Source organism: Oerskovia sp. NPDC057915 (genome assembly GCF_042887685.1).
Lineage (GTDB): Bacteria > Actinomycetota > Actinomycetes > Actinomycetales > Cellulomonadaceae > Oerskovia.
On sequence record NZ_JBHVOS010000012.1, the window covers coordinates 53,159 to 73,986 of the forward strand.

At 73.0% G+C, this 20,828-nt stretch carries 19 protein-coding genes and 1 tRNA gene; 10 read left to right on the forward strand and 10 right to left on the reverse strand.

Annotated elements, in window-relative coordinates:
* Positions 1-22: 22 nt before the first annotated feature.
* On the reverse strand, positions 23-874 hold the full coding sequence (locus ACFVQ3_RS09805) for an NAD-dependent protein deacetylase (protein WP_387638094.1): 852 nt from the start codon (positions 872-874) through the stop codon (positions 23-25).
* Positions 875-1,209: 335 nt separating this feature from the next.
* Here ACFVQ3_RS09805 and ACFVQ3_RS09810 point away from each other — a divergent pair, with 335 nt between their 5' ends.
* Entirely contained in the window at positions 1,210-2,919 is a 1,710-nt protein-coding gene (locus ACFVQ3_RS09810) for a glycosyl hydrolase family 18 protein (protein ID WP_387638097.1), read from the forward strand.
* Positions 2,920-3,038: 119 nt separating this feature from the next.
* Here the strand turns inward: ACFVQ3_RS09810 and ACFVQ3_RS09815 are convergent, their stop codons facing one another.
* From ACFVQ3_RS09815 to ACFVQ3_RS09825, 3 genes are read right to left on the reverse strand one after another with little or no spacing between them, the layout of a single operon-like run.
* On the reverse strand, positions 3,039-5,183 hold the full coding sequence (locus ACFVQ3_RS09815; RefSeq protein ID WP_387638100.1) for a carbohydrate-binding domain-containing protein: 2,145 nt from the start codon (positions 5,181-5,183) through the stop codon (positions 3,039-3,041).
* Positions 5,183-6,040: a polyphosphate polymerase domain-containing protein gene (locus ACFVQ3_RS09820; RefSeq protein ID WP_387638103.1), complete on the reverse strand. Its 858-nt coding sequence runs from the start codon at positions 6,038-6,040 to the stop codon at positions 5,183-5,185. The genes ACFVQ3_RS09815 and ACFVQ3_RS09820 overlap by 1 nt, the downstream gene beginning before the upstream one ends.
* Positions 6,037-6,684 (reverse strand): DUF4956 domain-containing protein, encoded by a 648-nt coding sequence (locus ACFVQ3_RS09825; protein ID WP_387638105.1) that lies wholly within the window; start codon positions 6,682-6,684, stop codon positions 6,037-6,039. Before ACFVQ3_RS09825 ends, ACFVQ3_RS09820 begins: the two co-directional genes overlap by 4 nt.
* A 313-nt stretch (positions 6,685-6,997) precedes the next feature.
* Between ACFVQ3_RS09825 and ACFVQ3_RS09830 the strand changes: the two genes are divergently transcribed.
* From ACFVQ3_RS09830 to ACFVQ3_RS09850, 5 genes are all read left to right on the forward strand, one after another.
* Positions 6,998-7,084 (forward strand) — tRNA-Ser (locus tag ACFVQ3_RS09830).
* Positions 7,085-7,336: 252 nt separating this feature from the next.
* Positions 7,337-8,635 (forward strand): AAA family ATPase, encoded by a 1,299-nt coding sequence (locus tag ACFVQ3_RS09835; RefSeq protein WP_387638108.1) that lies wholly within the window; start codon positions 7,337-7,339, stop codon positions 8,633-8,635.
* 122 nt (positions 8,636-8,757) lie between these two features.
* Positions 8,758-9,711: a signal peptidase I gene (gene lepB, locus ACFVQ3_RS09840; RefSeq protein WP_387638110.1), complete on the forward strand. Its 954-nt coding sequence runs from the start codon at positions 8,758-8,760 to the stop codon at positions 9,709-9,711.
* A gap of 342 nt (positions 9,712-10,053) precedes the next feature.
* Complete coding sequence (locus tag ACFVQ3_RS09845; protein ID WP_387638113.1) at positions 10,054-11,022, forward strand: polysaccharide deacetylase; 969 nt, start codon at positions 10,054-10,056, stop codon at positions 11,020-11,022.
* A gap of 3 nt (positions 11,023-11,025) precedes the next feature.
* Positions 11,026-11,493: an NUDIX domain-containing protein gene (locus tag ACFVQ3_RS09850; protein WP_387638116.1), complete on the forward strand. Its 468-nt coding sequence runs from the start codon at positions 11,026-11,028 to the stop codon at positions 11,491-11,493.
* A 104-nt stretch (positions 11,494-11,597) separates the two neighbouring features.
* On the opposite strand, the gene aztD is transcribed toward ACFVQ3_RS09850, so the two are convergent.
* From aztD to ACFVQ3_RS09870, 4 genes are all read right to left on the reverse strand, one after another.
* Positions 11,598-12,872 (reverse strand): zinc metallochaperone AztD, encoded by a 1,275-nt coding sequence (aztD, locus tag ACFVQ3_RS09855; RefSeq protein WP_387638119.1) that lies wholly within the window; start codon positions 12,870-12,872, stop codon positions 11,598-11,600.
* A gap of 229 nt (positions 12,873-13,101) precedes the next feature.
* Positions 13,102-13,827, reverse strand: coding sequence for a hypothetical protein (locus tag ACFVQ3_RS09860; RefSeq protein ID WP_387638122.1), 726 nt, complete (start codon positions 13,825-13,827; stop codon positions 13,102-13,104).
* Positions 13,828-13,847: 20 nt separating this feature from the next.
* Positions 13,848-14,636 (reverse strand): ABC transporter permease, encoded by a 789-nt coding sequence (locus ACFVQ3_RS09865; RefSeq protein ID WP_387638125.1) that lies wholly within the window; start codon positions 14,634-14,636, stop codon positions 13,848-13,850.
* Complete coding sequence (locus tag ACFVQ3_RS09870) at positions 14,633-15,346, reverse strand: ABC transporter ATP-binding protein (protein ID WP_387638128.1); 714 nt, start codon at positions 15,344-15,346, stop codon at positions 14,633-14,635. The genes ACFVQ3_RS09865 and ACFVQ3_RS09870 overlap by 4 nt, the downstream gene beginning before the upstream one ends.
* 130 nt (positions 15,347-15,476) lie before the next feature.
* Between ACFVQ3_RS09870 and ACFVQ3_RS09875 the strand changes: the two genes are divergently transcribed.
* Both ACFVQ3_RS09875 and ACFVQ3_RS09880 read left to right on the forward strand, forming a co-directional pair.
* Positions 15,477-16,334, forward strand: a complete 858-nt coding sequence (locus tag ACFVQ3_RS09875; RefSeq protein WP_387638130.1) for a sensor histidine kinase — start codon at positions 15,477-15,479, stop codon at positions 16,332-16,334.
* A complete protein-coding gene (locus ACFVQ3_RS09880; protein WP_387638132.1) occupies positions 16,331-17,047 on the forward strand; it encodes a response regulator in 717 nt (238 codons plus the stop codon). The genes ACFVQ3_RS09875 and ACFVQ3_RS09880 overlap by 4 nt, the downstream gene beginning before the upstream one ends.
* On the opposite strand, the gene ACFVQ3_RS09885 is transcribed toward ACFVQ3_RS09880, so the two are convergent.
* Together ACFVQ3_RS09885 and ACFVQ3_RS09890 are read right to left on the reverse strand one after the other, a co-directional pair.
* On the reverse strand, positions 17,037-18,374 hold the full coding sequence (locus ACFVQ3_RS09885) for a glycosyltransferase family 2 protein (RefSeq protein ID WP_387638135.1): 1,338 nt from the start codon (positions 18,372-18,374) through the stop codon (positions 17,037-17,039). The genes ACFVQ3_RS09880 and ACFVQ3_RS09885 overlap by 11 nt on opposite strands.
* 25 nt (positions 18,375-18,399) lie before the next feature.
* Positions 18,400-19,719, reverse strand: coding sequence for a nucleotide sugar dehydrogenase (locus tag ACFVQ3_RS09890; RefSeq protein WP_387638137.1), 1,320 nt, complete (start codon positions 19,717-19,719; stop codon positions 18,400-18,402).
* A gap of 96 nt (positions 19,720-19,815) precedes the next feature.
* Here ACFVQ3_RS09890 and ACFVQ3_RS09895 point away from each other — a divergent pair, with 96 nt between their 5' ends.
* Both ACFVQ3_RS09895 and ACFVQ3_RS09900 read left to right on the forward strand, forming a co-directional pair.
* Positions 19,816-19,986, forward strand: a complete 171-nt coding sequence (locus tag ACFVQ3_RS09895; protein WP_377677888.1) for a hypothetical protein — start codon at positions 19,816-19,818, stop codon at positions 19,984-19,986.
* 131 nt (positions 19,987-20,117) lie between these two features.
* A complete protein-coding gene (locus tag ACFVQ3_RS09900) occupies positions 20,118-20,810 on the forward strand; it encodes a GntR family transcriptional regulator (RefSeq protein ID WP_387638139.1) in 693 nt (230 codons plus the stop codon).
* Positions 20,811-20,828 lie beyond the last annotated feature (18 nt).

Genomic DNA, 20,828 nt, shown 5'->3' on the forward strand with positions numbered 1-20,828 from the left:
AGCACCGCGCCGACCAGCGGCGTCAGAGCCTGTCCGCGAGCTCTTCGAGCGTCTCGGAGACCCCGGCCTCGAGCTTGATCGTGGCGAGCGGGTCGCCCCGGGTCGCGCCCCGGTTGACGATCACGACCGGCTTGTCGGTCTTCACGGCGTGCTTGACGAACCGGAGCCCGCTCAGGACGGTCAGCGACGATCCGGCGACGAGCAGCGCGTCGGCGGCGTCGACCAGGGCGAAGGCCCGCTCGACCCGCTCGCGCGGCACGTTCTCGCCGAAGTACACGATCTCGGGCTTGAGCATGCCGCCGCAGAACTCGCACGCGGCGGGCACGAAGTGCGAGGTCGACTCGATGACGGCGTCGGCGTCGGGCGCGGTCTCGACGTCGTCGAGGTCGCCGATGCTCTCCAGGAAGTGCGGGTTGAGCTCGGTGAGGCGGTCGGCCAGGTGCTCCCGCGAGATGACGCGCGAGCAGGACAGGCAGATCACGCGGTCGTAGCGGCCGTGCAGGTCGATGACGTTGCGCGAGCCCGCGTCCTCGTGGAGCAGGTCGACGTTCTGCGTGATGATCCCCTCGAGGACCCCGCGCTCCTCGAGCCGGACCAGGGCCTTGTGCCCGGCGTTCGGGTGCGTGCGGTGCACGCGCTGCCAGCCCACGTGGTTGCGCGCCCAGTAGTGGCGGCGGAACGCCTCGTCCCCGACGAACTGCTGGTAGGTCATGGGGTTGCGAGGAGGAGAGTCGGGGCCGCGGTAGTCGGGGATGCCGGAGTCCGTGGAGATGCCCGCGCCCGTCAGGGCCGTGAGCCGCTTGCCGCGCAGCAGGTGGACGACGTCGTCGATCGTGGGGCCGGTCTGCGGGGTCACGGGGGTCAGCGGGGGCACGATCCGAGCGTACGACGGCCGCAGGAGCGGTTCCACAAGGAACGGTGTGAGGTGCGGCGCCCGGTACAGGGCCCGGCGGGTACCGGGGGGAACCTCGGGCGAGATCCCCGCGTGAGAGGGGCTGGGCCGCGAGGGCGGGCCCTGGTTCCGAGGACCGTCGCTGGGCTGCGGCAATAGCCCGAGTAGGACACCCGTCCAACGGGCAATTCGGGCGTATCTCGCAACACGCCCGCGGATTGGTTAAGACCCTTGGCAAAGGTTCCCCGAAGGTCTACTGTGCGAGGCGTCCGAACAAAGTTCCGGGCGTGCCCGGAGGAGAGCAACGAGGCCCTCACATGCAAGACACACCCAGACGCCGGCTCGCGCCGGTGGCGATCGCCGCAGCCGCGGTCCTCGCCGCATCCGTCGTGGTGGCGCCGGCAACCCAGGCCGCCACGACCCAGTCCGTCACTTCTGCCAAGCCCGCCACCACCTCGTCGTCCGCAGGCCCTGACGACATCAACGGCTACCGCAGCGTCGGCTACTTCATGGCCGACGGCCCGATCACGCGCAACTTCCACGTCGCGAACCTCGTGTCGACCGGCGCGATCAAGGACCTGACCCACCTCAACTACGCGTTCGGCAACGTCACGACCGACCTCGTGTGCGACATCAACCAGGTGCCCGGCGAGGGCGACGCGCAGAACGACTTCCTGCGCCTCGTGCCCGCGAACCAGTCCGTCGACGGCAAGGCCGACAAGGCGGGCCAGGCGCTCGCGGGCAACTTCAACCAGCTCCGCAAGCTCAAGGCCGTCAGCCCTGACACCAAGATCCTCGTGTCGCTCGGCGGCTGGACCTGGTCGGACAACTTCTCCGAGGCAGCGTCCACGGCCGAGGGGCGCACGAAGCTCGTGAACTCGTGCCTCGACATCTACATCCGGGGCAACCTGCCTCAGATCGGTGACAAGGGCGGCCCTGGCGCCGCGGCCGGCATCTTCGACGGCATCGACATCGACTGGGAGTGGCCCGTCACCGGAGGCGAGACGGCGAACGCCCGGCCCGAGGACAAGGAGAACTTCCTGCTCCTCATGGAGGAGTTCCGCACCTCGCTCGACACGCTGGGCGCCCAGAACGGCCAGGACTACCTGCTCACCGGGTTCGCCCCCGCGGGCGGCGGGAACGCCCGGCAGGGCTGGCTCGACCCGCGCCTGTTCGCGGTGGTCGACTTCCTCAACGTCCAGGGGTACGACTTCCACGGTGGGTGGGTCCCGAACAAGACGGGCCACCAGGGCAACCTGCACCCGGACGGCACCGAGAACTGGGGCCTGGCGCTCGACGGCGTCATGGCCATGTACACCAAGGCGGGAGCGGACCCGCAGCAGCTCAACCTGGGCCTCGCGGCGTACGGGCACGGCTGGTACGGCGTCGCGGACGGCAGCGCCGGGTGGAAGCCCGCCGCCGGCTACGTCGGCACCAAGACGTACTCCGAGCTCCGCACGGTCGGCAAGGCGTACTTCGACCCGAAGGTCGGCGCCTCGTGGCGCTACGACGGCGACCAGTGGTGGTCCTACGACGACAAGGCGTCCGTGAACGCGAAGGCCGAGTGGCTCGCGGTCCAGGGCTTCGGCGGCGCCATGTGGTGGGACCTCACGGGCGACTACAAGAACGAGCTCGGTGGGACGCTCGGCGCGACGCTGCGCGCGTCGACGCCCGGCCCGCAGGTCGGCGCGCAGTGCGCCGCACCCTGGTACGGCTCGGGGGTCTACACGTCGGGTGACGTCGTCTCGCACGACGGCGCCGAGTACAAGGCCAAGTGGTGGACGCGTGGCACGGCTCCGGCCGCGACCTCCGGCAGCCCGTGGCAGAAGATCGGCCCGTGCGGCACGGCCCCCGTGGTCGAGGTCGTCAAGTGCGCCCCGGCGTTCTCGCTCGAGGCCACCTACTCGGGCGGCGCGGTCGTCTCCCGTGCGGGCGTGAACCACACGGCCCAGTGGTGGACCCGTGGCGAGGTGCCCGGGAGCAACGTCTGGGGTGCGTGGGACGCGGGGCGGCCCTGCTCGGCCTGACACCTGCGTGAAGGTCCCGGGTCGGTCCGGGACGGCCGGGGGCGCCGCACCGTCGGGTGCGGCGCCCCTGGCGCGTCCGGGTCCCGGGGGCCCTTGCTGCACCCCGGTGCCCGACGGCGTCACGCGCCGCTCGTGGTCGTCCCGCCCGAGGTGTCGGTCGAGCCGGTCGATCCGTCGGCGCCGGGCCTGCGGCCACCACCGCCCATACCGCCCGTGCCGCCGCCTGCGAACTCACCTGCGACGGCTGTCGCCGCCTGGGTCGCGCCGTCGGCGCTGCCGTCGGACGAGAGCCCCGTGGCGTCGGGAGTGCCGAGCGTCCCACCGGTCTGGAAGACGTACGTCGCGCCCGTCGTGACCTCGGGCGAGGAGTAGACGACGTTCTGCGTGTCCTTGGTGACCTCGTAGGAGACGAGAGTCGTGCCGTCCTCGGCGAGGACGTGGACCACGGTCCCGGCCGTGGCGCTCTGGTCGAGGTTCGCCGCGACCCAGCCCTGCGGCGAGTCGGTGTCCGGGGCGACCGCCATGCCCGAGCTGCCCGCGGCGAGCAGCGTGCCGCCCGAGATCGTGAACGTGCCGTTGACGTCGAGCGCGCCGTTCCCGGCGTTCGTCGGGCCCTGAACCACGGTGGTGCCGCCTGTGATCTCGAGCGTGCCGTTGCTGTCCAGTCCGTCGCCGCCCGCGTCGACCACGAGCGTCCCGCCCGAGATCGTGAGCGAGTAGTCGCCCGCTGCCTCGCCACCGGGGGCGCCGCCGCCCTGGGCACCCGCCTGCCCGCCGGGAGCTGCGCCGTCAGGCATCTCGCCGGACGGCAGCTCGCCGCCGGGCATGGCCGGGGGAGCGCCGGCCGTGCCGTCGCCGGGGACCGTGCCGTCGGGCGGGGTGGGGCGCTCGCCGTCGGCCGGGGGAGCGAGGTCACCCGGCGCCTGGCCGCCCTGCGGCGGGGTGCCGTCCTGAGCCGCGCCGTCCTGTGCGGTGCCGGCGGTGCCCGTGGTGTCGGTGCTCGTCCCGCCCGCGGCGTTCACTCCGTCGTCGGACGCCGTGATGTCGACGTCACCGCCCGCGAGCGTGATCGTGGCCCCTTCGAGGCCCTCGACCGACTCGCTGACCGTGAGCGTGCCGGCCGTGATCGTGAGGTCGCCGTCGGCGTGCACGCCGTCGTCGCCCGAGGCGAGCGTGATGTCGCCACCCGAGACCGACACGGCGCCGTTCGAGTGCAGACCGTCGTCGGCGGCGGAGACGTCCACGGTCGCGCTGCCGCCGACCACGACCCCGACGTCGCCCTTGATGCCCTTGGCCGAGGCGTCCTCGGCGACCTCCGTACCGGGGCCGCCCGCCGCGGCGATCGTCACGGTCGCGTCCGCGACGATCGCGTCGGTCTCGGCCTGGATGCCGTCGTCTCCCGACGTGACGTCGAGCGTCCCGCCGAGGACCGCGACGTATCCCAGGGTCTCGTCGTCGGCGTTCGTGGACTTGAGGCCGTCGGCCGCCGCGGTCACGGTGACCGACGCGTCGTCCGTCACGACCAGGTAGTCCTTGCCGCGGATGCCGTCGTCGCCCGCGTCGACCGTGAGGTCACCCCCGGCGATCACGAGGCCGTCCTTGCTCACGATCCCGTCGGTCGAGGCGCTGACCACGTCGAGCGACCCCGTGCCGCCGATCGTCAGGTCCGCGGTGGAGAACAGGGCGCCGTCGGGCTCGTCGGTGCTGCCGTCCGCATCCTCGTCCACGGCGGCCCCCGTCGCCTCGAGGTGGTTCGTCGAGCCGTCGGCCAGGACCACGACCGCGGTCGCGGCGTCCTCGACGACGAGCGCCGAGGTGGTCGAGGACGTGATGCTCGCACCGTCGAGCACGAGGCGCACCACGCCGTCCCCCGACGACGCGACGACGAGCCGTCCGTCGTTCAGGTCGCCCGTGACGCGGTAGGTGCCGGCCTGCGTGATCGTGACGGTCGAGCCGTCCACGGTCACGCCGTCACCGTCGGCCTGGGCCGAGTCGCCGTCGAGCGAGAGCGCGACCTCCTCGGCCTCGTCCCAGGTGAGGTCCTCGTCGTCGGCCCCCGAGGAGTGCGGGTCGGCGTTCGCGGCCATGGCCTCCTCGGGGGTCAGGCCCGCGACGGCCGCGGACGCCGTGGTGGCCGACGCGGCGTCGCTCGTGGTGGTGCCCGTGCTGTCGCCCGGGTCGGCCGTGCAGCCGACGAGCGCGGCGGCCATGAGCGTGGCGGTCAGGACCGCGGTCGTGACGGTGGTGGGTCTGCGGAGTCGCATCAGGTGCTCCTGTCGGGAGAGGTGGTCAGGGAGGGTTCGACCCAGCGGCGGACGACACGTCGCCACGGGGTGCTCGGCAGGTCGGGGCGCAGGACCGCCAGACCCGTGCCGTACTTGGAGATGCGCTGCGGCCGGTGGCCGCTGCGCCAGAGCAGGTGGTCGAGGCACGACGGCGTCGACCCGGTCTTGGTCTCGACGACCACGAGGTCAGGGACCGCGGCGGTGCACGCCGCGGGCGTGCCCTCGTCGAGCAGCCACGTCAGGCCGGCGTCGAGCGTCGCGCGGGCCGCGGGGGCGCCGGGACTCGCCCCGGGAAGGAGCAGCGTCGCGCGCCGGTACCTGGTCACGAGCCCGGCCGCGAGCGGCAGGTCGGCCGCCTCAGGGACCGCGGCGCCTTCGAGCGTCGCGGACACGAAGCGTCGGCCCTCGCCCAGCTCGCAGCGGCCCGCGAGGTCGTGCGCGACACGGTCCTTGACGGTCGACCCGCGCGCGGCCCGCGTCTTGACCTCGAGCCACGCCTCGCCCGAGTCCAGGTAGGTCCGGGTGCGGACCTTGAACCTGCGGCGGCGCCGGTGCGCCGCCAGGTGGAAGCTCGTCAGGTCCGGGGTGTCGAAGTACACCGACTCGTACGCGAACTCCCGACGGCCGTCGACGTCGAGGACCCGCACGCCCGGCTCGCGCTCGGCCAGGTCGGCCAGCACGGCCCGTGCCTGCGCACGGTGCAGGACGTACTTGCGGTCGATCCGGGTCTGGAGCGACGCCGAGGCGACGAGCTCGTCGAGCGACACGGGCGAGAACCCCGCGTGCGGCGGGACGAGGGTGTCGGGTGCGGCGCCGTCGGGCAGGAGCGTGGTCACGCCGGCACCTGGCCCGTGCGGGCGGCGGGCAAGGACGGGACCGCGAGGGCCGCGGCGACGTCGCCCGCGCTGCTCGCCGAGACGCCGCCGCCCGGGGCCACCTCGAAACGGACGTCGACCAGGGTCGTGTCGTTGACCAGGTCGAGGCGCTGGACCGACGCCGAGTGGACGTGCGCCCCCAGGAGCTGCTCGAGGTAGGCGACGAGGCCGGCCTCGTCGGGGAAGGCGCGGTCGAGCAGGACGACCTGGCTGCGGTGGCGGCGCAGCAGGCGCGGGTGGTCCGCGACCGCCATGACCACCAGGATCAGGGCGCTGCCCGCGACGCCGAGCCAGCCCGCCGTCGCGCCGAGACCACCCAGGAGACCCAGGGCGAGAGCCGCGAAGTAGTACGCGACCTCGTGCTGGCTCAGCTCGGTCGAGCGCAGCCGGATGATCGACAGGACACCGAAGAGGCCCAGACCCAGCCCCGCACCGACCGTGCTGCTCGCGAGAGTCGCGGCGACCGCCAGCACGCCCACGTTCACACCCAGGTACGCCACGACCAGGTCGCGGCGCCGGTGGCGCGGGAAGTAGAGGCCGAACGTCAGGACGAGCACGGCGACCAGGTCGACGAGGTACAGCGCGAGCTGTGGGGGCTGGGTCACGGGTGACCTCCAGGTGACGGGGAAGTGAACTCCTCCATGGAGCCGTCCGAACCTGTGAGGTCGCTATGGCACGGGGTAGGTGGGGATGTGAGTCTGCGGCGCCCGTCGCGGAGCCTGCGGCACCTGTCGCGGAGCCTGCGGTGCCTGTCGCCGAGGTAGACCCGTGTGTGCGAGGTAGACCTCCGGGAGGTCTACCTCGCGCACACGGGTCTACCTCGTGCCCGACGGCGGGTCCCAGCTCGCGGCGTTCGGCGTCCGATTCGGTCCTCACGCCCTGAGCGGGTATCCTTCTGCAGCCGGGACTTCCCGGTTGGGTAGCGTGTCCGAGTGGCCTAAGGAGCACGCCTCGAAAGCGTGTGTGGGTGAAAGTCCACCGTGAGTTCGAATCTCACCGCTACCGCAAGTACGAAGGGTCCCGACCGGTGGTCGGGGCCCTTCGTCGTTCCCAGGGGGCGTGATCGCGGGCGCCGGGCGCCGAGGGTCGGCGCGTCGAGCACCGCCAACGATCGTCGGCACTCTCTCGACACCCCCACCCACCCCCGGGGGCGTCGGGACCGGGCCGTCCGCCGCAAAAGGGACGACGTCCCGACCCGTCGTCCGGCAGGATGGGCCGGCCGGGAACGTCCCGCGACAGACACCGCGGGAGCGCCTGATGCACGACTACGACGAGTACGAGCGGATCCTCGGGGACGCCGACTCGACGACGCTCGACGCGCTGCGCACCCTGGGGCTCCTCCTGGGAGCCGGTGAGTCCGAGACCGTGAGCCAGAAGGCGTGGACGGCGCGACGCCTCGGTGTTCCTCAGGCCGGGCTCGTCGCGGTCGACCACGTCGCGTCCATGACCGGGATCGCCGTCCTCGGGCACGTACTCGGTGACCGGATGCAGCGGCACGGCGTCGCTGAGGTCGGAGGCCCTGGGGACGGCGAGCCGCCGACCTGGGCACCGCTCCAGATCGGGACCGTCGCCGAGCACATGGTGCCGGCGCGGCTCGTCGCGTACTTTCCGCCTGGGTCGATCGCACCCGTCCCGCTCTGCCTGGCGATCGACAACGAGTCGTACTCGCGCGAGCTCAAGGTCTACTCGCGCACCGAGCACCGCCCGCACGCGCAGGACGTCATGCACGAGCTGCTGGCTCTCGCCAAGGGGGATCTCAACCCCTATCGTTCGCGCGTCCTCGAGGCGAGCTTCGCCGACCACTCGGTCGTCCTGTCCGTCTCGGCGGCCGAGCCCGTCGACCGCTCGACGCTCGTCCTGCCCGAGTCTCTGTGGCGCGAGGTCGACGTCTTCGTCGACGCCGCGACGTCCAAGCGTGACCTCATGCGCAGCCTGGGGCTGGGGACGACCCGGGGGCTCCTCCTCGCCGGTCCCCCCGGCGTCGGCAAGACGCACCTCGCGCGTGTCCTCGCGTCCGAGCTCAAGGGCGAGTTCACGGTGATCTTCGCGGACGCGGCCACGATGCGCAGCGCGATCCGCGACGTGTACGACGAGGGGGAGACGTTCGGCCCGCTGGTCGTCATCCTCGAGGACGTGGACCTCATCATCGGCCACCGCGAGAAGGCCTCCAATCCCGAGGCGCTCGCGGACTTCCTCGGGGCGCTCGACGGGATCAAGCAGCTCTCCGACGTCTTCACGATCGCGACGACGAACGATCCTGCGTCGATCGACCCGGCCGCCCAGCGCACCGCACGCTTCGACACGATCCTCGCGCTGCCTCGGCCGGGCGTCGCGGAGCGGGTAGCGATCCTCGAGCGGTACCTCGACCCGCTCGGCCTTGACCTCGACCTCGGCGCGACCGCGCGTCTCCTCGACGGGTGCACGGGCTCGGACCTGCGCGAGGTTGCGCGCCGGGCCGTGCTCGAGCTGGGGACGTCGTTCGACGAGCGGGCCCTGCGGGACGTCGCCACGTCGGGACGGTGGAAGCCTCAGGCCGACGTCGGGCAGTACCTCTGACGTGACCGTCGGGCGTCGTCACGAGCCCCCGGGGGGCGCCGGGTCCCCTCACGCGGTCGCGACATGTCCGGCCCGCCCGAGATGAACCGGCCGGTCGGGCCCATCGGTGGAAGAGTGTCCCCGTGACCTCGAACGACGCCGACAGCGCAGACGACCAACCGAGACCGTCGGGCGCGTTCGCGGCCGCACCCGACGCCGACTCGGTCTTCCCGCGGCGGTCCGCACCGGACAGAGGCGAGGGAGCGGCGCCAGCCGCGCACGGCGGCCACCCTGCCGACGCCGCCGACGCCACCGACGCCGCCGACGCCGCCACCGCCCGGTCTGCCGCGCCCGTCGGCCCCGCCGCGTCCCACGCGCCCGGCGACCACGACACGGAGCATGGCGCGCACCACGACCCCACCCCCACCAGGAGCCGCTGGTCGTTCGTGCGCGAGGTCGGCATCATCGTCGTCGCGGCGCTGATCATCTCGTTCCTCATCAAGACGTTCCTGGTCCAGCCGTTCGTCATCCCGAGCGAGTCGATGGAGGACACGCTCATCAAGGACGACCGGGTCCTGGCGTCGCGCCTGGTCCCGCGCTTCCTCGACGTGCACCGTGGTGACGTCGTGGTCTTCAAGGACCCGGGCGGCTGGCTCGCGAGCCAGCCGCAGGACGAGTCGACGGGCCTGGTCAAGGCTGGGGAGACGTTCCTGACGTTCATCGGCATCCGGCCGGTGGACGCGAACGAGCACCTCATCAAGCGGGTCATCGGCCTGCCGGGTGACCACGTGACGTGCTGCGACGCGCAGGGTCGGGTCTCGGTCAACGGTGTCCCGATCGACGAGACGTACATCAAGCCGGGGTCGGCCCCGAGCGAGATCCCGTTCGACGTGACCGTCCCCGAGGGGTACCTGTTCGTCCTGGGGGACAACCGTCAGAACTCGGGCGACTCGCGCTACAACACCGACAAGCCGGGGCACGGGTTCGTGCCCATGGACAACGTGGTGGGCACCGCGGTCGCGAAGGTGTGGCCGCTCGACAGGGTCGCGTTGATGCGCAACCCGGGCAGCGTGTTCGAGGACGTCCCAGAGCCCTGAGCGACGTCCCCTGCACGACGACCACGCCGCCCGGGCGCTCCGGCCTCGCATCCCCTAGCGTGGGGGCACTGCCCGCGCGCGGAAGGACTGCCCGTGTCTTGGAGCTCGACCCGACCTGTCGGAGGACTGCGCCGCGTGGCGCTCGGTGTGGGGGTCGCGGTGGCCGCCCTGGCGGTGGTCGCAGGCTGCACGGGATCGCCCTCGGCGTCCCCGGGCCCGACGCCGGAGCGCCCTTCCGCGGGCGCCTCGCCGTCGGAGGGGCCCACGCCGACGCCCACCCCGCCCCCCAGCCCGACGCCGACGCTGACCCCCACACCGACGCGCGCCGCGTCGAACGTGCCGATGACGAGGCTCGCGCCGGGCGAGAACCCGCCGCAGTTCGTCATCTTCTCGTTCGACGGTGCCGGGTGGCACGACCGCTGGACCGAGTTCCGTGAGGCGGCTGCGCAGGTCGACGCGCGGTTCACGGGGTTCCTCACGGGCATCTACCTCCTCACGGACGAGCACCGGGACGCGTACACGGGGCCCGGGCACCCGACGGGCAAGGCGTCGGTGAGCTTCGGGGGTGACGCGGCGACCGTGACGACGCTCGTGGGCGACCTCAACGCGGCGTACATGGAGGGGCACGAGATCGGGACGCACTACAACGGGCACTTCTGCGCGGACAACCCGCCGGGTGGGGGCTCGTGGTCCACGGCGGACTGGAACAGCGAGCTCGACCAGTTCTTCGGCTTCTGGAACGGCTGGCAGGAGATCGACGGCCTGCAGGGCACGCCGCCTCTCGCGATCCCCGCGTCCGAGGTCAAGGGTGGCCGGACGCCGTGCCTCGAGGGGAACTGGGACCAGATCGCTCCCGCCTGGGCCGCGCACGGGCTGACGTACGACTCGTCGATCCCGGGCAGCGGCATCGCGTGGCCCAAGCAGGAGTACGGCGTGTGGGAGTTCCGCATGCAGACCACGGCCTCGCCGACGCTCGGCAGCGTCATGGCCATGGACTACAACTTCTGGTACAAGTTCAACAAGGCGAAGAACCAGCCCGAGCGGGCCCCGGAGATCCACGCCGCGGTCCTCGAGACGTACCGCCACATGTACACGGCGGCGTTCACCGGCAACCGTGCGCCGGTCCTCGTGGCGAACCACTTCAACCAGTGGAGCGGCAACGCGTTCAACCCGGCGGTCAAGGACTTCATGCTCGAGACGTGCGGCAAGCCCGAGACGATCTGCGCGACCTACCAGGACGTCATCGCCTGGATGAACCTGCAGGACCCGGCGGTGCTCGCCGAGCTCCAGGCCCGGCCCGCGGTGTACTGAGCCGTGGTCACGAGCGCGGGGCTCCTGCTCCACCGGGTCGTGGACGACGGCGTGGTCGAGGTGCTGATCGGGCACATGGGCGGGCCGTTGTGGGCGCGCAAGGACGAGCGTGCGTGGACGATCCCCAAGGGTGAGCTCGCCGCCGACGAGGACGCGCACGACGCCGCGGTGCGCGAGTTCACCGAGGAGCTGGGCTCGCCGCCGCCCGACGGCCCCGAGGTCGACCTGGGCGAGGTCCGGCAGCGCGCGGGCAAGACGGTCAGGGCGTGGGCGCGCCGGGCCGGCTTCGACGTGAGCACCGTGGTGAGCAACACGTTCGAGATGGAGTGGCCGCCGCGCTCGGGTCGCCGGGCGTCGTTCCCGGAGCTGGACCGGGTGGCGTGGGTGCCGCTCGCCAGGGCGCGCGAGCTGGTGGTCGCGGGCCAGGTGGGTCTGCTGGACCGCCTCGAGGAGGTTCTCGCGGGCCCCTGACCTGCCCGACGACGGAGCGCGCCCCGGGCGACCACCTCTCCGTCGTGAGGTGGTCGCCCGGGGCGCGCTGCGCCGTCGGGCACGGAGAGCCTGCGAGGGCCGTCCTACTCCGGGAGGCCCGTGACCCCCGTCAGCTCGTTGGGGACGACGTCGAGCGTGGTGCTCGCGTAGACCTCGCCCGACTCGATGTCGACCGCGTGCACCGCCTTGGTCGCGGGGTCGGTCACGTACGCGGTGTGGTCGAGCACGAAGAGCGTGGGGCGCGGGGCCTGCCACTCGTCGGGCTCGGTCCAGGCGCCCGTCACGGCGATGGTGCTGGTGATCGCACCCGTGGCGGGGTCGATCACGCGCAGCGACCCGTCGGTCCCGAGGACGAGGGCCTCACCGTGCGGGCCGCGGCCGAGCGAGCGGAACGAGTAGCTCGCCCCCGTGTCGACCAGGGTGATCTGCTTGCTCACGGTGTCGACGAGCGAGACGCGGGTGGGGCGTTCGAGCTCGGCGTCGGGGTCGGTCTTGTAGTCGCCCAGGACGACCGTGGACTCCTCGGAGCCGGCCTGGTTGCCGATGCGGCCGTACGCGTCCGCCGACGCGATCTTGGTCAGCTCGCCGCCCGCGTAGACGACCACGCCGTCCTGGCAGCCCACGACCACGGCCTCGTCGGACGCGACGGCCTCGCCGTGCACCCCCGGGCAGGCGTCGGTGCGCGCGATCTCGTGGCGTCCGCTGTCGAGGACGACGACGCTCGACCGGGCGTCCTCGGTGCCGTCGGTGACCAGCAGGTCGCCGTTCTCGAGCTCGACCGCGACACCGTGGTGCGGGGACGGCGTCGTGTAGGTGGTGGTCTTCGGGTCGCCGTCGGCGAGGTCGTGCGGGTCGAACGACTCGACGAGCCCCGAGCCGTCGTTGAACAGGACCGTGCGGCCCGCGTGGCGGACGACGTGCCCGGGGTGGTTCGCGGCGAACTCGACCTTCGTGAAGGCCGGGTCGGACGTGTAGAAGTGCGAGTGGTTGCCGTGCGGCTCTCCCCACGTGCCGAGGTCGAGGACCCGGAACGCGTCGCCCGCGGAGACGATCACGTGGCGCTCGTCGCCTGCGGGGTTGAGGCGCGTGAAACCGTCGACGGGCAGGTCGGCGACCTGTTCGAGGCTCGTGCCGTCGAGCACGACGACGCCCCCGTCGTAGGTCAGGGCGATGCGCGGGGTGTCGGTCGCGGCCTCGGTCCCGTGGCCGCCCTCCTCGTGCTCGTCGTGCTCGTGGTCGTGCTCTGCCGCGTCGGAGGCGGCGGGGGAGCCCTCGCCCGTGGCGCAGCCGGCGAGGACGGCGGCGGGCAGGGCGAGGGCGATCCCCAGGGCGAGGCTGCGGTGTCTGGTGCTGGTCATGGCGTCACGGGACCCCGACGGGTCCCACCGTCCTTCCGGTAGGTGGATCGGTCCCGACGCAGGAGCGTCGGACCTCGCACACCGTAGCAGAGAATGAGAACCACTCTCATTATCAATCGATGGCGAGCGATCCCGGGTGCGCCGGGCGGAGCCGCCGCCACCGCCCGACCGCCCCGCCACGCGCCGCGCCGCGCCGTGTAGCGCCGCCCGCCTCGCCCTGCTCCGCCCGCTACGCGTCGCGCACGAGGACCCGCCACGTTCCCAGGCCGCCGACGACGACCACCCACGCGAGCGCGACGAACGTCGCCGTCGGCCCGTCGAGCGCGCCGGGACCAGCGTCGAACCAGGTCGCCGCGGCGCGGTCGGGCAACCAGCGCGCGTGCTCGGTCGCACCCGCGAGCAGCGGGGACACGACGAGGACCAGCGCGAGGACACCGACGAGCGCGGGCACGAGGTGACGCACGACCAGAGCCACGGCGTGCGCGAACACCCCGATCACCACGAGGTAGGCCGCGGCCCCCAGGAGCTCCCCCGCTCCGGCGCCGTCCGCCGCGACGGGCGCGTCGAGCAGGCCTTGCGTGACCGTGGCCGCAGCAACGCACGCGCCGAGCGTCGCGATCGCCGTGAGCGCGACCACCCCGGCCGCCGCGACGCTCTTGCCCGCGACGAGCACTCCCCGCCGCGGCACCGCTGCGAGCGTCGTGGCGATCTGGCGGCCCGCGTGCTCCTGCGAGACCGCGAGCACCCCGACGAGCACGAGACCCGCCACGACGAACGGCACCGTCCGGAGCGTGACGTCGACCGCCGAGCCGGGAAGGTCCTGGTCGGCGGCGGCGGACGCCTGCGCGGCGGCGATCAGGGCACCGACCGCGACGGTCCCCACGACGGCGAGGGTCGTGACGGGCAGCGTGCGGAGCTTGTCGAGCTCCGCGACGACGACGGACGGGAGTCCCACGGCCCGCACGGGCACGGCCCTCACGCGTCCCGCCGCGAGAACCAGGCGCCCGCGACCACGAGGAGCACCAGGGCCCATCCGGTCATGACGAGCGCCCCGGGCCCGGCCGCCAGCCCGCCGGCGACCGTGTCGACGTCTCCGAAGAGCCTGCGCCCGGCCATGTCCGGGAGCCAGTGCGCGGCCGGCGTCAGCATCGTGAGCAGGAGCGACACCGACACGAGCGAGCTGTTGACCACGAGCACGAGGAGCGGGACGACGCCGCTGCGCGTGAAGACCGTGACGGCCAGGGCGAGGAGCGCGGTGAGCGTCCAGTAGAGGGCCGCGCCGAGGCAGCGTCGGACGGCCTCGTCGGTCGGGACCGTCGAGGTCGCGGCGGCGCCGATGATCGCCTCGGCGAGGGCGACGCTCGCCGGGACCGCGACGGCTGCGGTCGCGAGCACGAGCAGGACGACCGCGGCGGCCTTCGCGACCAGGACGCCCGCGCGGCGCGGGGCGGCGACGAGCGTCGTGCCGATCTGACGTCCGCCCCCGGCGTCGGGGCTGTTCGCCGTGAACTCGCTGCTCATCGCGACCACGCCGATCACGACCGCCCCCACGGTCCCGATCGGCATGGACGCGAACGCGGTGTCGAACGCGGAGCCGTAGCCCGAGTCCTCGGGGCGTCCGGCGACGAGCGCGTCGCGGACCCCGACCGCGTTGAGCAGGGTCAGCGCGGCCGTCCCGAGGACGGCGACCGCCGCCCCGGTCCACGCCGCGGGGAGCGCCGACAGCTTCTGCAGTTCTGCGGCGAGCACGTTCCACGCCCTCATCGGACGGTCTCCCGGCCATCGCTCGTGAGCGCGAAGAACGCGTCCTCGAGGGTGTCGTGGCGACGGGTCACGTCGTCGAGCGTCCCGTCCGCGACGACCCGCCCGCGCGAGATGATCACGAGGTCGTCGGCGATGTCGGCGACCTCGCCCATGAAGTGGCTCGACAGCAGGACCGTGCCGCCCGCGTCGGCGTGCGCGCGGAGCAGGCCGCGGATCCATCGGATGCCCTCCGGGTCGAGCCCGTTGACGGGTTCGTCGAGGACCAGGGCCTCGGGTTCGCCCAGCAGCGCGCACGCGAGCCCCAGGCGCTGCCCCATCCCGAGGGAGTAGCGTCCCACGCGCGTCCGTGCCGACGCCGTGAGTCCCACCTGGTCGAGCACGTGGTCGACGCGCCGCTGCGGGATCCCGTTGCTGCGCGCCACCCAGGAGAGGTGGTTGCGGGCCGTGCGGGAGCGGTGCGCCCCGGAGCCGTCGAGCATCGACCCGAGGGTGCGCAGAGGGTCGCGCAGGGACCGGTAGGGCTGACCTGCGACGAGGGCACGTCCCTCGTCGGCGCGATCCAGGCCGAGGAGGATGCGCAGGGTGGACGACTTGCCGGCTCCGTTCGGCCCGAGGAACGCGGTCACCCGGCCCGGGCGGGCCTCGAAGCCGACGTGGTCGAGGATGGTGCGGGGGCCGTGGCGTTTGACGAGGTGCTCGATGGTCAACATGCCCACAGTCCAGCTGCCGGGGTCGTGCAGGTCATCGGCCCGGGGGCCGGACCTGAGCCTCGGCGTCCGACCGTGGTCCCTCGGACCGTGGTCCGATGTGCGGGCCCCGCCGGGTCCCTAGACTCCGAGGGTGGAGACGACCGCCCGCCCCGTGCTGCGATCTCGCGTCTGGCCGATCGCGGGCGGCCTCGTCGGCGGCCTCGTCCTCGGGTTGGCGACGCTCGGCGTCGACCGCCCCGTGACGGCCCTCGTCGTCCTGCTGGTCGCGACCGCCGTGACGGCGGGCGTCCTGGCGTGGGCCCTCCTCCGGTCCCGGCGCGAGCGTCGCGCGTACGAGGAGGACCTGACGGCCTGGGCGGCCGAACGGGCTGCGCAGGCCGAGCGGCTGCGCATCGCGCGCGACCTGCACGACCTCGCGTCGCACGGCCTGGGCCTGATCACGGTGCGCGCCGCGTCGGCGCGCACGGTGCAGGGGCCCGACGGCGAGGCCGAGCGGGCCCGCGCGCTCGCCGACATCGAGCGCGCCGGCCGGGACGCGACCACGGAGCTGCGCAGGATGCTCACGGTCCTGCGCAGCCCGGGCGACGACGCCCCGCTGCGTCCCGCGGAGACGCTCGACGACCTCCCGTGCGTCGTCGAGGGCGCCCGGTCCGCCGGGCTGGACGTCACGCTCGACGTCGAGGACCTCACCGTGTCGGCCGGCGTCGGGCTCGGCGTGTGCGCGGTCGTCCGTGAGGCCCTCGCGAACGTCCTGCGGCACGCGGGGCCGACCCGGGCCCGGGTCCTCCTCGGCCGTGACGCCGCGGGGCTGCGGCTCGTCGTCGAGGACGAGGGACCCGCCGTCGGGTGGGTCCCGCACCCCGGGGCGGGAGTGGGGCTCGCAGGTCTGCGCGAGCGGGTCGCGACGCTCGGCGGCTCGGTCGTCGCGGGCCCCTGCGGGCCAGGGTTCCGTGTGAGCGTCGCCCTGCCGTACGGGGGGCGGTCGTGACGGCGTCGGGCTCCGCGGAGGCCGAGGCGCCGGTGCGGGTGCTCGTCGTGGACGACCAGCCGTTGATCCGCCACAGCCTGCGGCTCGTGGTCGACGGCGCACCCGATCTCGCGGTCGTGGGCGAGGCGGGCTCGGGCGAGGCCGCGGTGGAGACCGCTCGCCGGACCCGCCCCGACGTCGTCCTCATGGACGTGCGGATGCCCGGTGGTGACGGGATCGACGCGACGCGCCGGATCGTCGGGGACCCCGACCTCGTGGCGACACGCGTCCTCGTGCTCAGCATGTTCGAGCTCGACGAGTACGTCCACGGAGCCCTGCGCGCGGGAGCGAGCGGCTTCCTGCTCAAGGACGCCGAGCCCGAGAGTCTCGTCGACGCCGTACGGCGTACGCACGCCGGTGAGTCCCTGTTCGCCCCGGCCATCCTCACCCGGATCGTCACGCACTACCTCGACGGCGGGCCCTCGCGCGAGGCGGTCGCCCCGACGGCCCTCACGAGCCGGGAGGTCGAGGTGCTCGCGCTCGTGGGGAGCGGGCTGTCCAACCAGGAGATCGCGCAGAGGCTGACGATCTCGATGGGCACGGTCAAGACCCACGTCGGCAACCTGCTCGCCAAGCTCGCCGCTCGCGACCGGGCCCAGCTCGTCATCGCCGCGTTCGACCACGGGCTCGTGACCGCGGGGCGCCCGACGCCGGGCGGCACGCTCAGGCGGTGACCTCGACCGACTGCCGGGTGCCCCACGAGACGTTGCCGACCGTCGCCATGGCGTACCAGCGCATGACGCGCAGGACCGTGAGGTACCAGAGCCCGACGAGCGGGGCGCAGGCGAACACCGTGACCCGCTGCGCGGTCGTCTGGTCGCTGCGGCGCAGCGTCAGGTACGGCGCCGCGACGACGAGCTGGACGGTGCCGACGATGACGGCGCCCATGGCCAGGGCGGCGGGGTGCAGGAGCGCACCCGACACGACGAGTGCGACGAGCGCCATGGTGGCCACCGAGTACTGGACCCAGCGCACCAGGTGGTACCAGTAGGCGAACCGGTCGGTGGGGAGGCTGCGGAAACGGGTGCCCGAGCGCAGGAAGGAACCGCGCATCCAGCGCAGCTGCTGCCGGCGGTGCCCGTCGAACGTCGAGGGCATGTTCGTGAACGCGAAGGCGCTGGGCTGGTGGACGGTGCGTCCGCGCTGCTGGGCGAACAGGGTCAGCAGGCTGTCGTCGGACGTGTGGACCGGCCGGCCGCGAAAGGTCTCGGCGAGGTAGTGCTCGACGTTGTCCCACAGGACTGCCGCACGATAGGTGGCGAGCGCCCCGGAGTTGACGAGCACCGAGCCCGTCCGGGACAGCGCGGCCCGGTCGACCATCTGCATCGACAGGTACCAGACCTCCTGCATGCGGGTGAGGAGGTTCGTGCGGTAGTTCGTCACCAGGACGGTGCCCGCGACCGACTGGACCTGCGGGTCCTCGAAGGGCTGGAGGGTCTCCTCGATCGCACGTCGGTCGAGCTGGGTGTCGCTGTCGACCGTGACGTAGAAGTCGGCATGGGGGGCCGTCCTGGCGGCGGTGACCTGCGCGCTGCGCTTGCCCCCGTTGGGCTGGCGCTGCCAGGTGCCGGTCACGCCCGCCCCCTCCGCGGCACCGAGGAACCAGTCGCGGACCGCGGCGTAGTCGCCGACGGTCGACCCGTCGTCCACGACGCAGATCGCGGCAGGCAGGTGGGTCTGGCGCAGGAGCGCCTCGAGGTTGGCCCGCAGGGTCTCGTCGTCCTCGTTGAACGCGGGCACCAGGACCGCGACCTCGGCCTGGGCGAGGCGGGCGGCGCCGTCGTCCGTGGCCCGCGAGGGCTTGTCGAACGCCGCGACGGCGAGCTGCCACACGAGCAGCACGATGCCGGCGGCGTAGACCCACAGGACCGGGTTGCCCCCGGTGACGACGGCGGTGAGCCGGTAGCCGGCCCAGGCGATCCCGGCTGCGGCTCCGGCGAGCAGGACCCAGGTGGCGCGGCCGGTGACGCGAAAGGCGCTGAGCGGGGGCTGTGCGGACATCGGACTGTCTCCTCGGGCTGGCCGGTCAGAGGGTGGCGGTGGCGCCGGGCAGGGTGCCGGTGGTGTCGAGGAAGCGCTGCGCGGTCGGCGCCAGGGCAGGCAGGTCGTACGCGGTGTGGCGCTGGACGAGGACGACGAGGTCGGCGGCGGCGACCGCCGCTGCGAGGTGCTCGTCGTCGACGCGCACGGTGCAGGGCACGTCCCAGGACGTGACGTGCGGGTCGTGGAACTCCACACGGGCGCCCCGGTCGTTCAAGGCCTGCGCGAGGGGGCGCGCTGGGGTCTCCCGGTCGTCGGAGATGTCGGGCTTGTAGGCCACGCCCAGGAGAAGCACGCGCGCGCCGCGCAGCGGCAGGCCGTCGTCGCCGAGCAGGTCCTGGCACCTGCGGGCCACGTACTCGGGCATCGAGGTGTTGATCTCCTGGGCGAGCTCGGCCATGCGCAGCGGCCTGCCCAGGCGCTCGCGGAGGTGGTGGCTCAGGTACATGGGGTCGATCGGGATGCAGTGGCCGCCGACCCCGACACCTGGCCGGAAGGCGTGGAAGCCGAACGGCTTGGTCGAGGCGGCCCCGATGACGTCCCACACGTCGATGCCCAGGTCGTGGCACGCCTGCGCGAGCTCGTTGACGAGCGCGATGTTGACCTGGCGGTACGTGTTCTCGAGCAGCTTGGCGGTCTCCGCCTCGCGGGTCGAGGCGACCGGCACGACGCGGTCGACCAGCCGGGAGTAGAGGGCGATCGCGCGCTCGGTGCAGGCGGGCGTCAGGCCGCCGACGACCTTGGGGGTGTTGCGCACACCGAACCGGCCGTTTCCCGGGTCGACCCGCTCGGGCGAGAACGCGAGGTGGAAGTCCGTCCCGGGCCGCAGGCCCGAGTGCTCGGAGAGCAGCGGCGCGACGATGTCCTCGGTCGTCCCCGGGTAGGTCGTCGACTCGAGCACCACGAGCGTGCCGGGCTGCAGGTTGCGCCCGACGGTCACGACCGCGCTGCGCACCGCGGTGAGGTCCGGTCCGCCGTCGGCACCCAGGGGGGTGGGGACGCAGATCACGATCGAGCGTGCGGAGCGCAGCACGCTCTCGTCGGTCGCCGCCACGAAGCCGGTGGCGTTCATGGCGGCGACCTGCTCGTCGCTGATGTCGTCGACCGCGGAGCGGCCGAGCCGCAGGCCCGCGACGAGATCCCCGCTGATGTCGAACCCGGCGACCGAGAGGCCGGAGACGCTCGCCTCCTGCGCCAGGGGCAGGCCCACGTAGCCGAGGCCGACGACCGCGAGGTCGTGGACCGCGCGTCCCGTCGGACGCGAGGTCGTGGTCGGCCGGCGGCGGGTGATGGTCGGGGCGGTCATGGCGGCTTCTCTCTCTCGGGGTTGTGCTCTCGTTGCTGACTCCTCTAGTATGCACGTATACACGTACACCTACAAGAGGGGAGGAGGGGAGAGATCATGAGCGACGGAATGCCGATGGCCACGACAGGTGGCGTGCTGGTGCTCGCGACGACCGGCGCACAGGCCGGCCTGGGCTGGATGATCGCTGCTGCCGCAGCGCTCGTCGTCGCCGGCGCGGTCATGCTGCGCCTGCGCAGCCGTGCACGCAAGGAGTCCGGCGCACGCTGAGGCGACCCGTGGGGTGTGCTGACGCCGTTCCCCGGCATGCCCCAGGGTCATCTCACAGTCGCGCGCCCGGACGTCGGTGGGGAACCCTGCCGTCGACCGCCTAGTCTCGAGACGACCCCGAAGGAGGAATCGTGCCGCTGCAACCGCTCGACCGGCCGTTGACCGTGTCCAGTGCTCTCGTCGACGGCGTCTACGAGGTGCTCCTCGACGCCATCGTGTCCGGCGAGCTCGCGCCGGGCGAGGTCGTCAAGGAGTCCGAGGTCGGTACGGTGCTCGGGGTGTCGCGCACCCCGGTGCGCGAGGCCTTCCGGCGCCTGGCCGAGATCGACCTGCTGCGCATCGCGGTCAACCGGGGCAGCCGCGTCACCGAGCTCGACCCCGTGCACCTCACCGAGGTCGCCCAGGTGCTGGCCGAGCTGTCGGGACTGGCCGCCAGGCTCGCCCTGCCACGGCTCACCGACCAGGACACGGCCTGGATCCAGGACCTCAGCGAGCACCAGCTCCGCGCGGCCCTCAGCGACGGCGCCGAGGAATACCGGCTCTACGGCATCGAGTTCCTCGACCTGCTCGTCGACCGTGCGGGCAACCACGTGCTCGCCAGGACCGCCGCGTCCTTGCGGCCCCACGTGCACCGCCTGCTCACCCTGCACAACGACCGGCTCCCGCACCTCGAGCTGGCCGAGGACCTCGCAGGCATGGCCACGGCCGTCCGCGAGGACGACGCCGAGCTCCTGCAGGCGACCGTGCGCGCCTACTACCGGCTCACCGTCGAGCATCTCCTCGACGCCGGGCGCGCGGGAGGTCACCTGAGCCTGCTCGCCTGACCGGGAGCGCCCGACGAC

Coding starts and splice junctions, on each gene's coding strand:
- ACFVQ3_RS09890 (WP_387638137.1), bottom strand. CDS start 19,719: ATGACCGCCCCGACCATCACCCGCCGCCGGCCGACCACGACCTCGCGT.
- ACFVQ3_RS09885 (WP_387638135.1), bottom strand. CDS start 18,374: ATGTCCGCACAGCCCCCGCTCAGCGCCTTTCGCGTCACCGGCCGCGCC.
- ACFVQ3_RS09895 (WP_377677888.1), top strand. CDS start 19,816: ATGAGCGACGGAATGCCGATGGCCACGACAGGTGGCGTGCTGGTGCTC.
- ACFVQ3_RS09815 (WP_387638100.1), bottom strand. CDS start 5,183: ATGCGACTCCGCAGACCCACCACCGTCACGACCGCGGTCCTGACCGCC.
- ACFVQ3_RS09865 (WP_387638125.1), bottom strand. CDS start 14,636: ATGAGGGCGTGGAACGTGCTCGCCGCAGAACTGCAGAAGCTGTCGGCG.
- ACFVQ3_RS09870 (WP_387638128.1), bottom strand. CDS start 15,346: ATGTTGACCATCGAGCACCTCGTCAAACGCCACGGCCCCCGCACCATC.
- ACFVQ3_RS09845 (WP_387638113.1), top strand. CDS start 10,054: ATGACGAGGCTCGCGCCGGGCGAGAACCCGCCGCAGTTCGTCATCTTC.
- aztD (WP_387638119.1), bottom strand. CDS start 12,872: ATGACCAGCACCAGACACCGCAGCCTCGCCCTGGGGATCGCCCTCGCC.
- ACFVQ3_RS09835 (WP_387638108.1), top strand. CDS start 7,337: ATGCACGACTACGACGAGTACGAGCGGATCCTCGGGGACGCCGACTCG.
- ACFVQ3_RS09810 (WP_387638097.1), top strand. CDS start 1,210: ATGCAAGACACACCCAGACGCCGGCTCGCGCCGGTGGCGATCGCCGCA.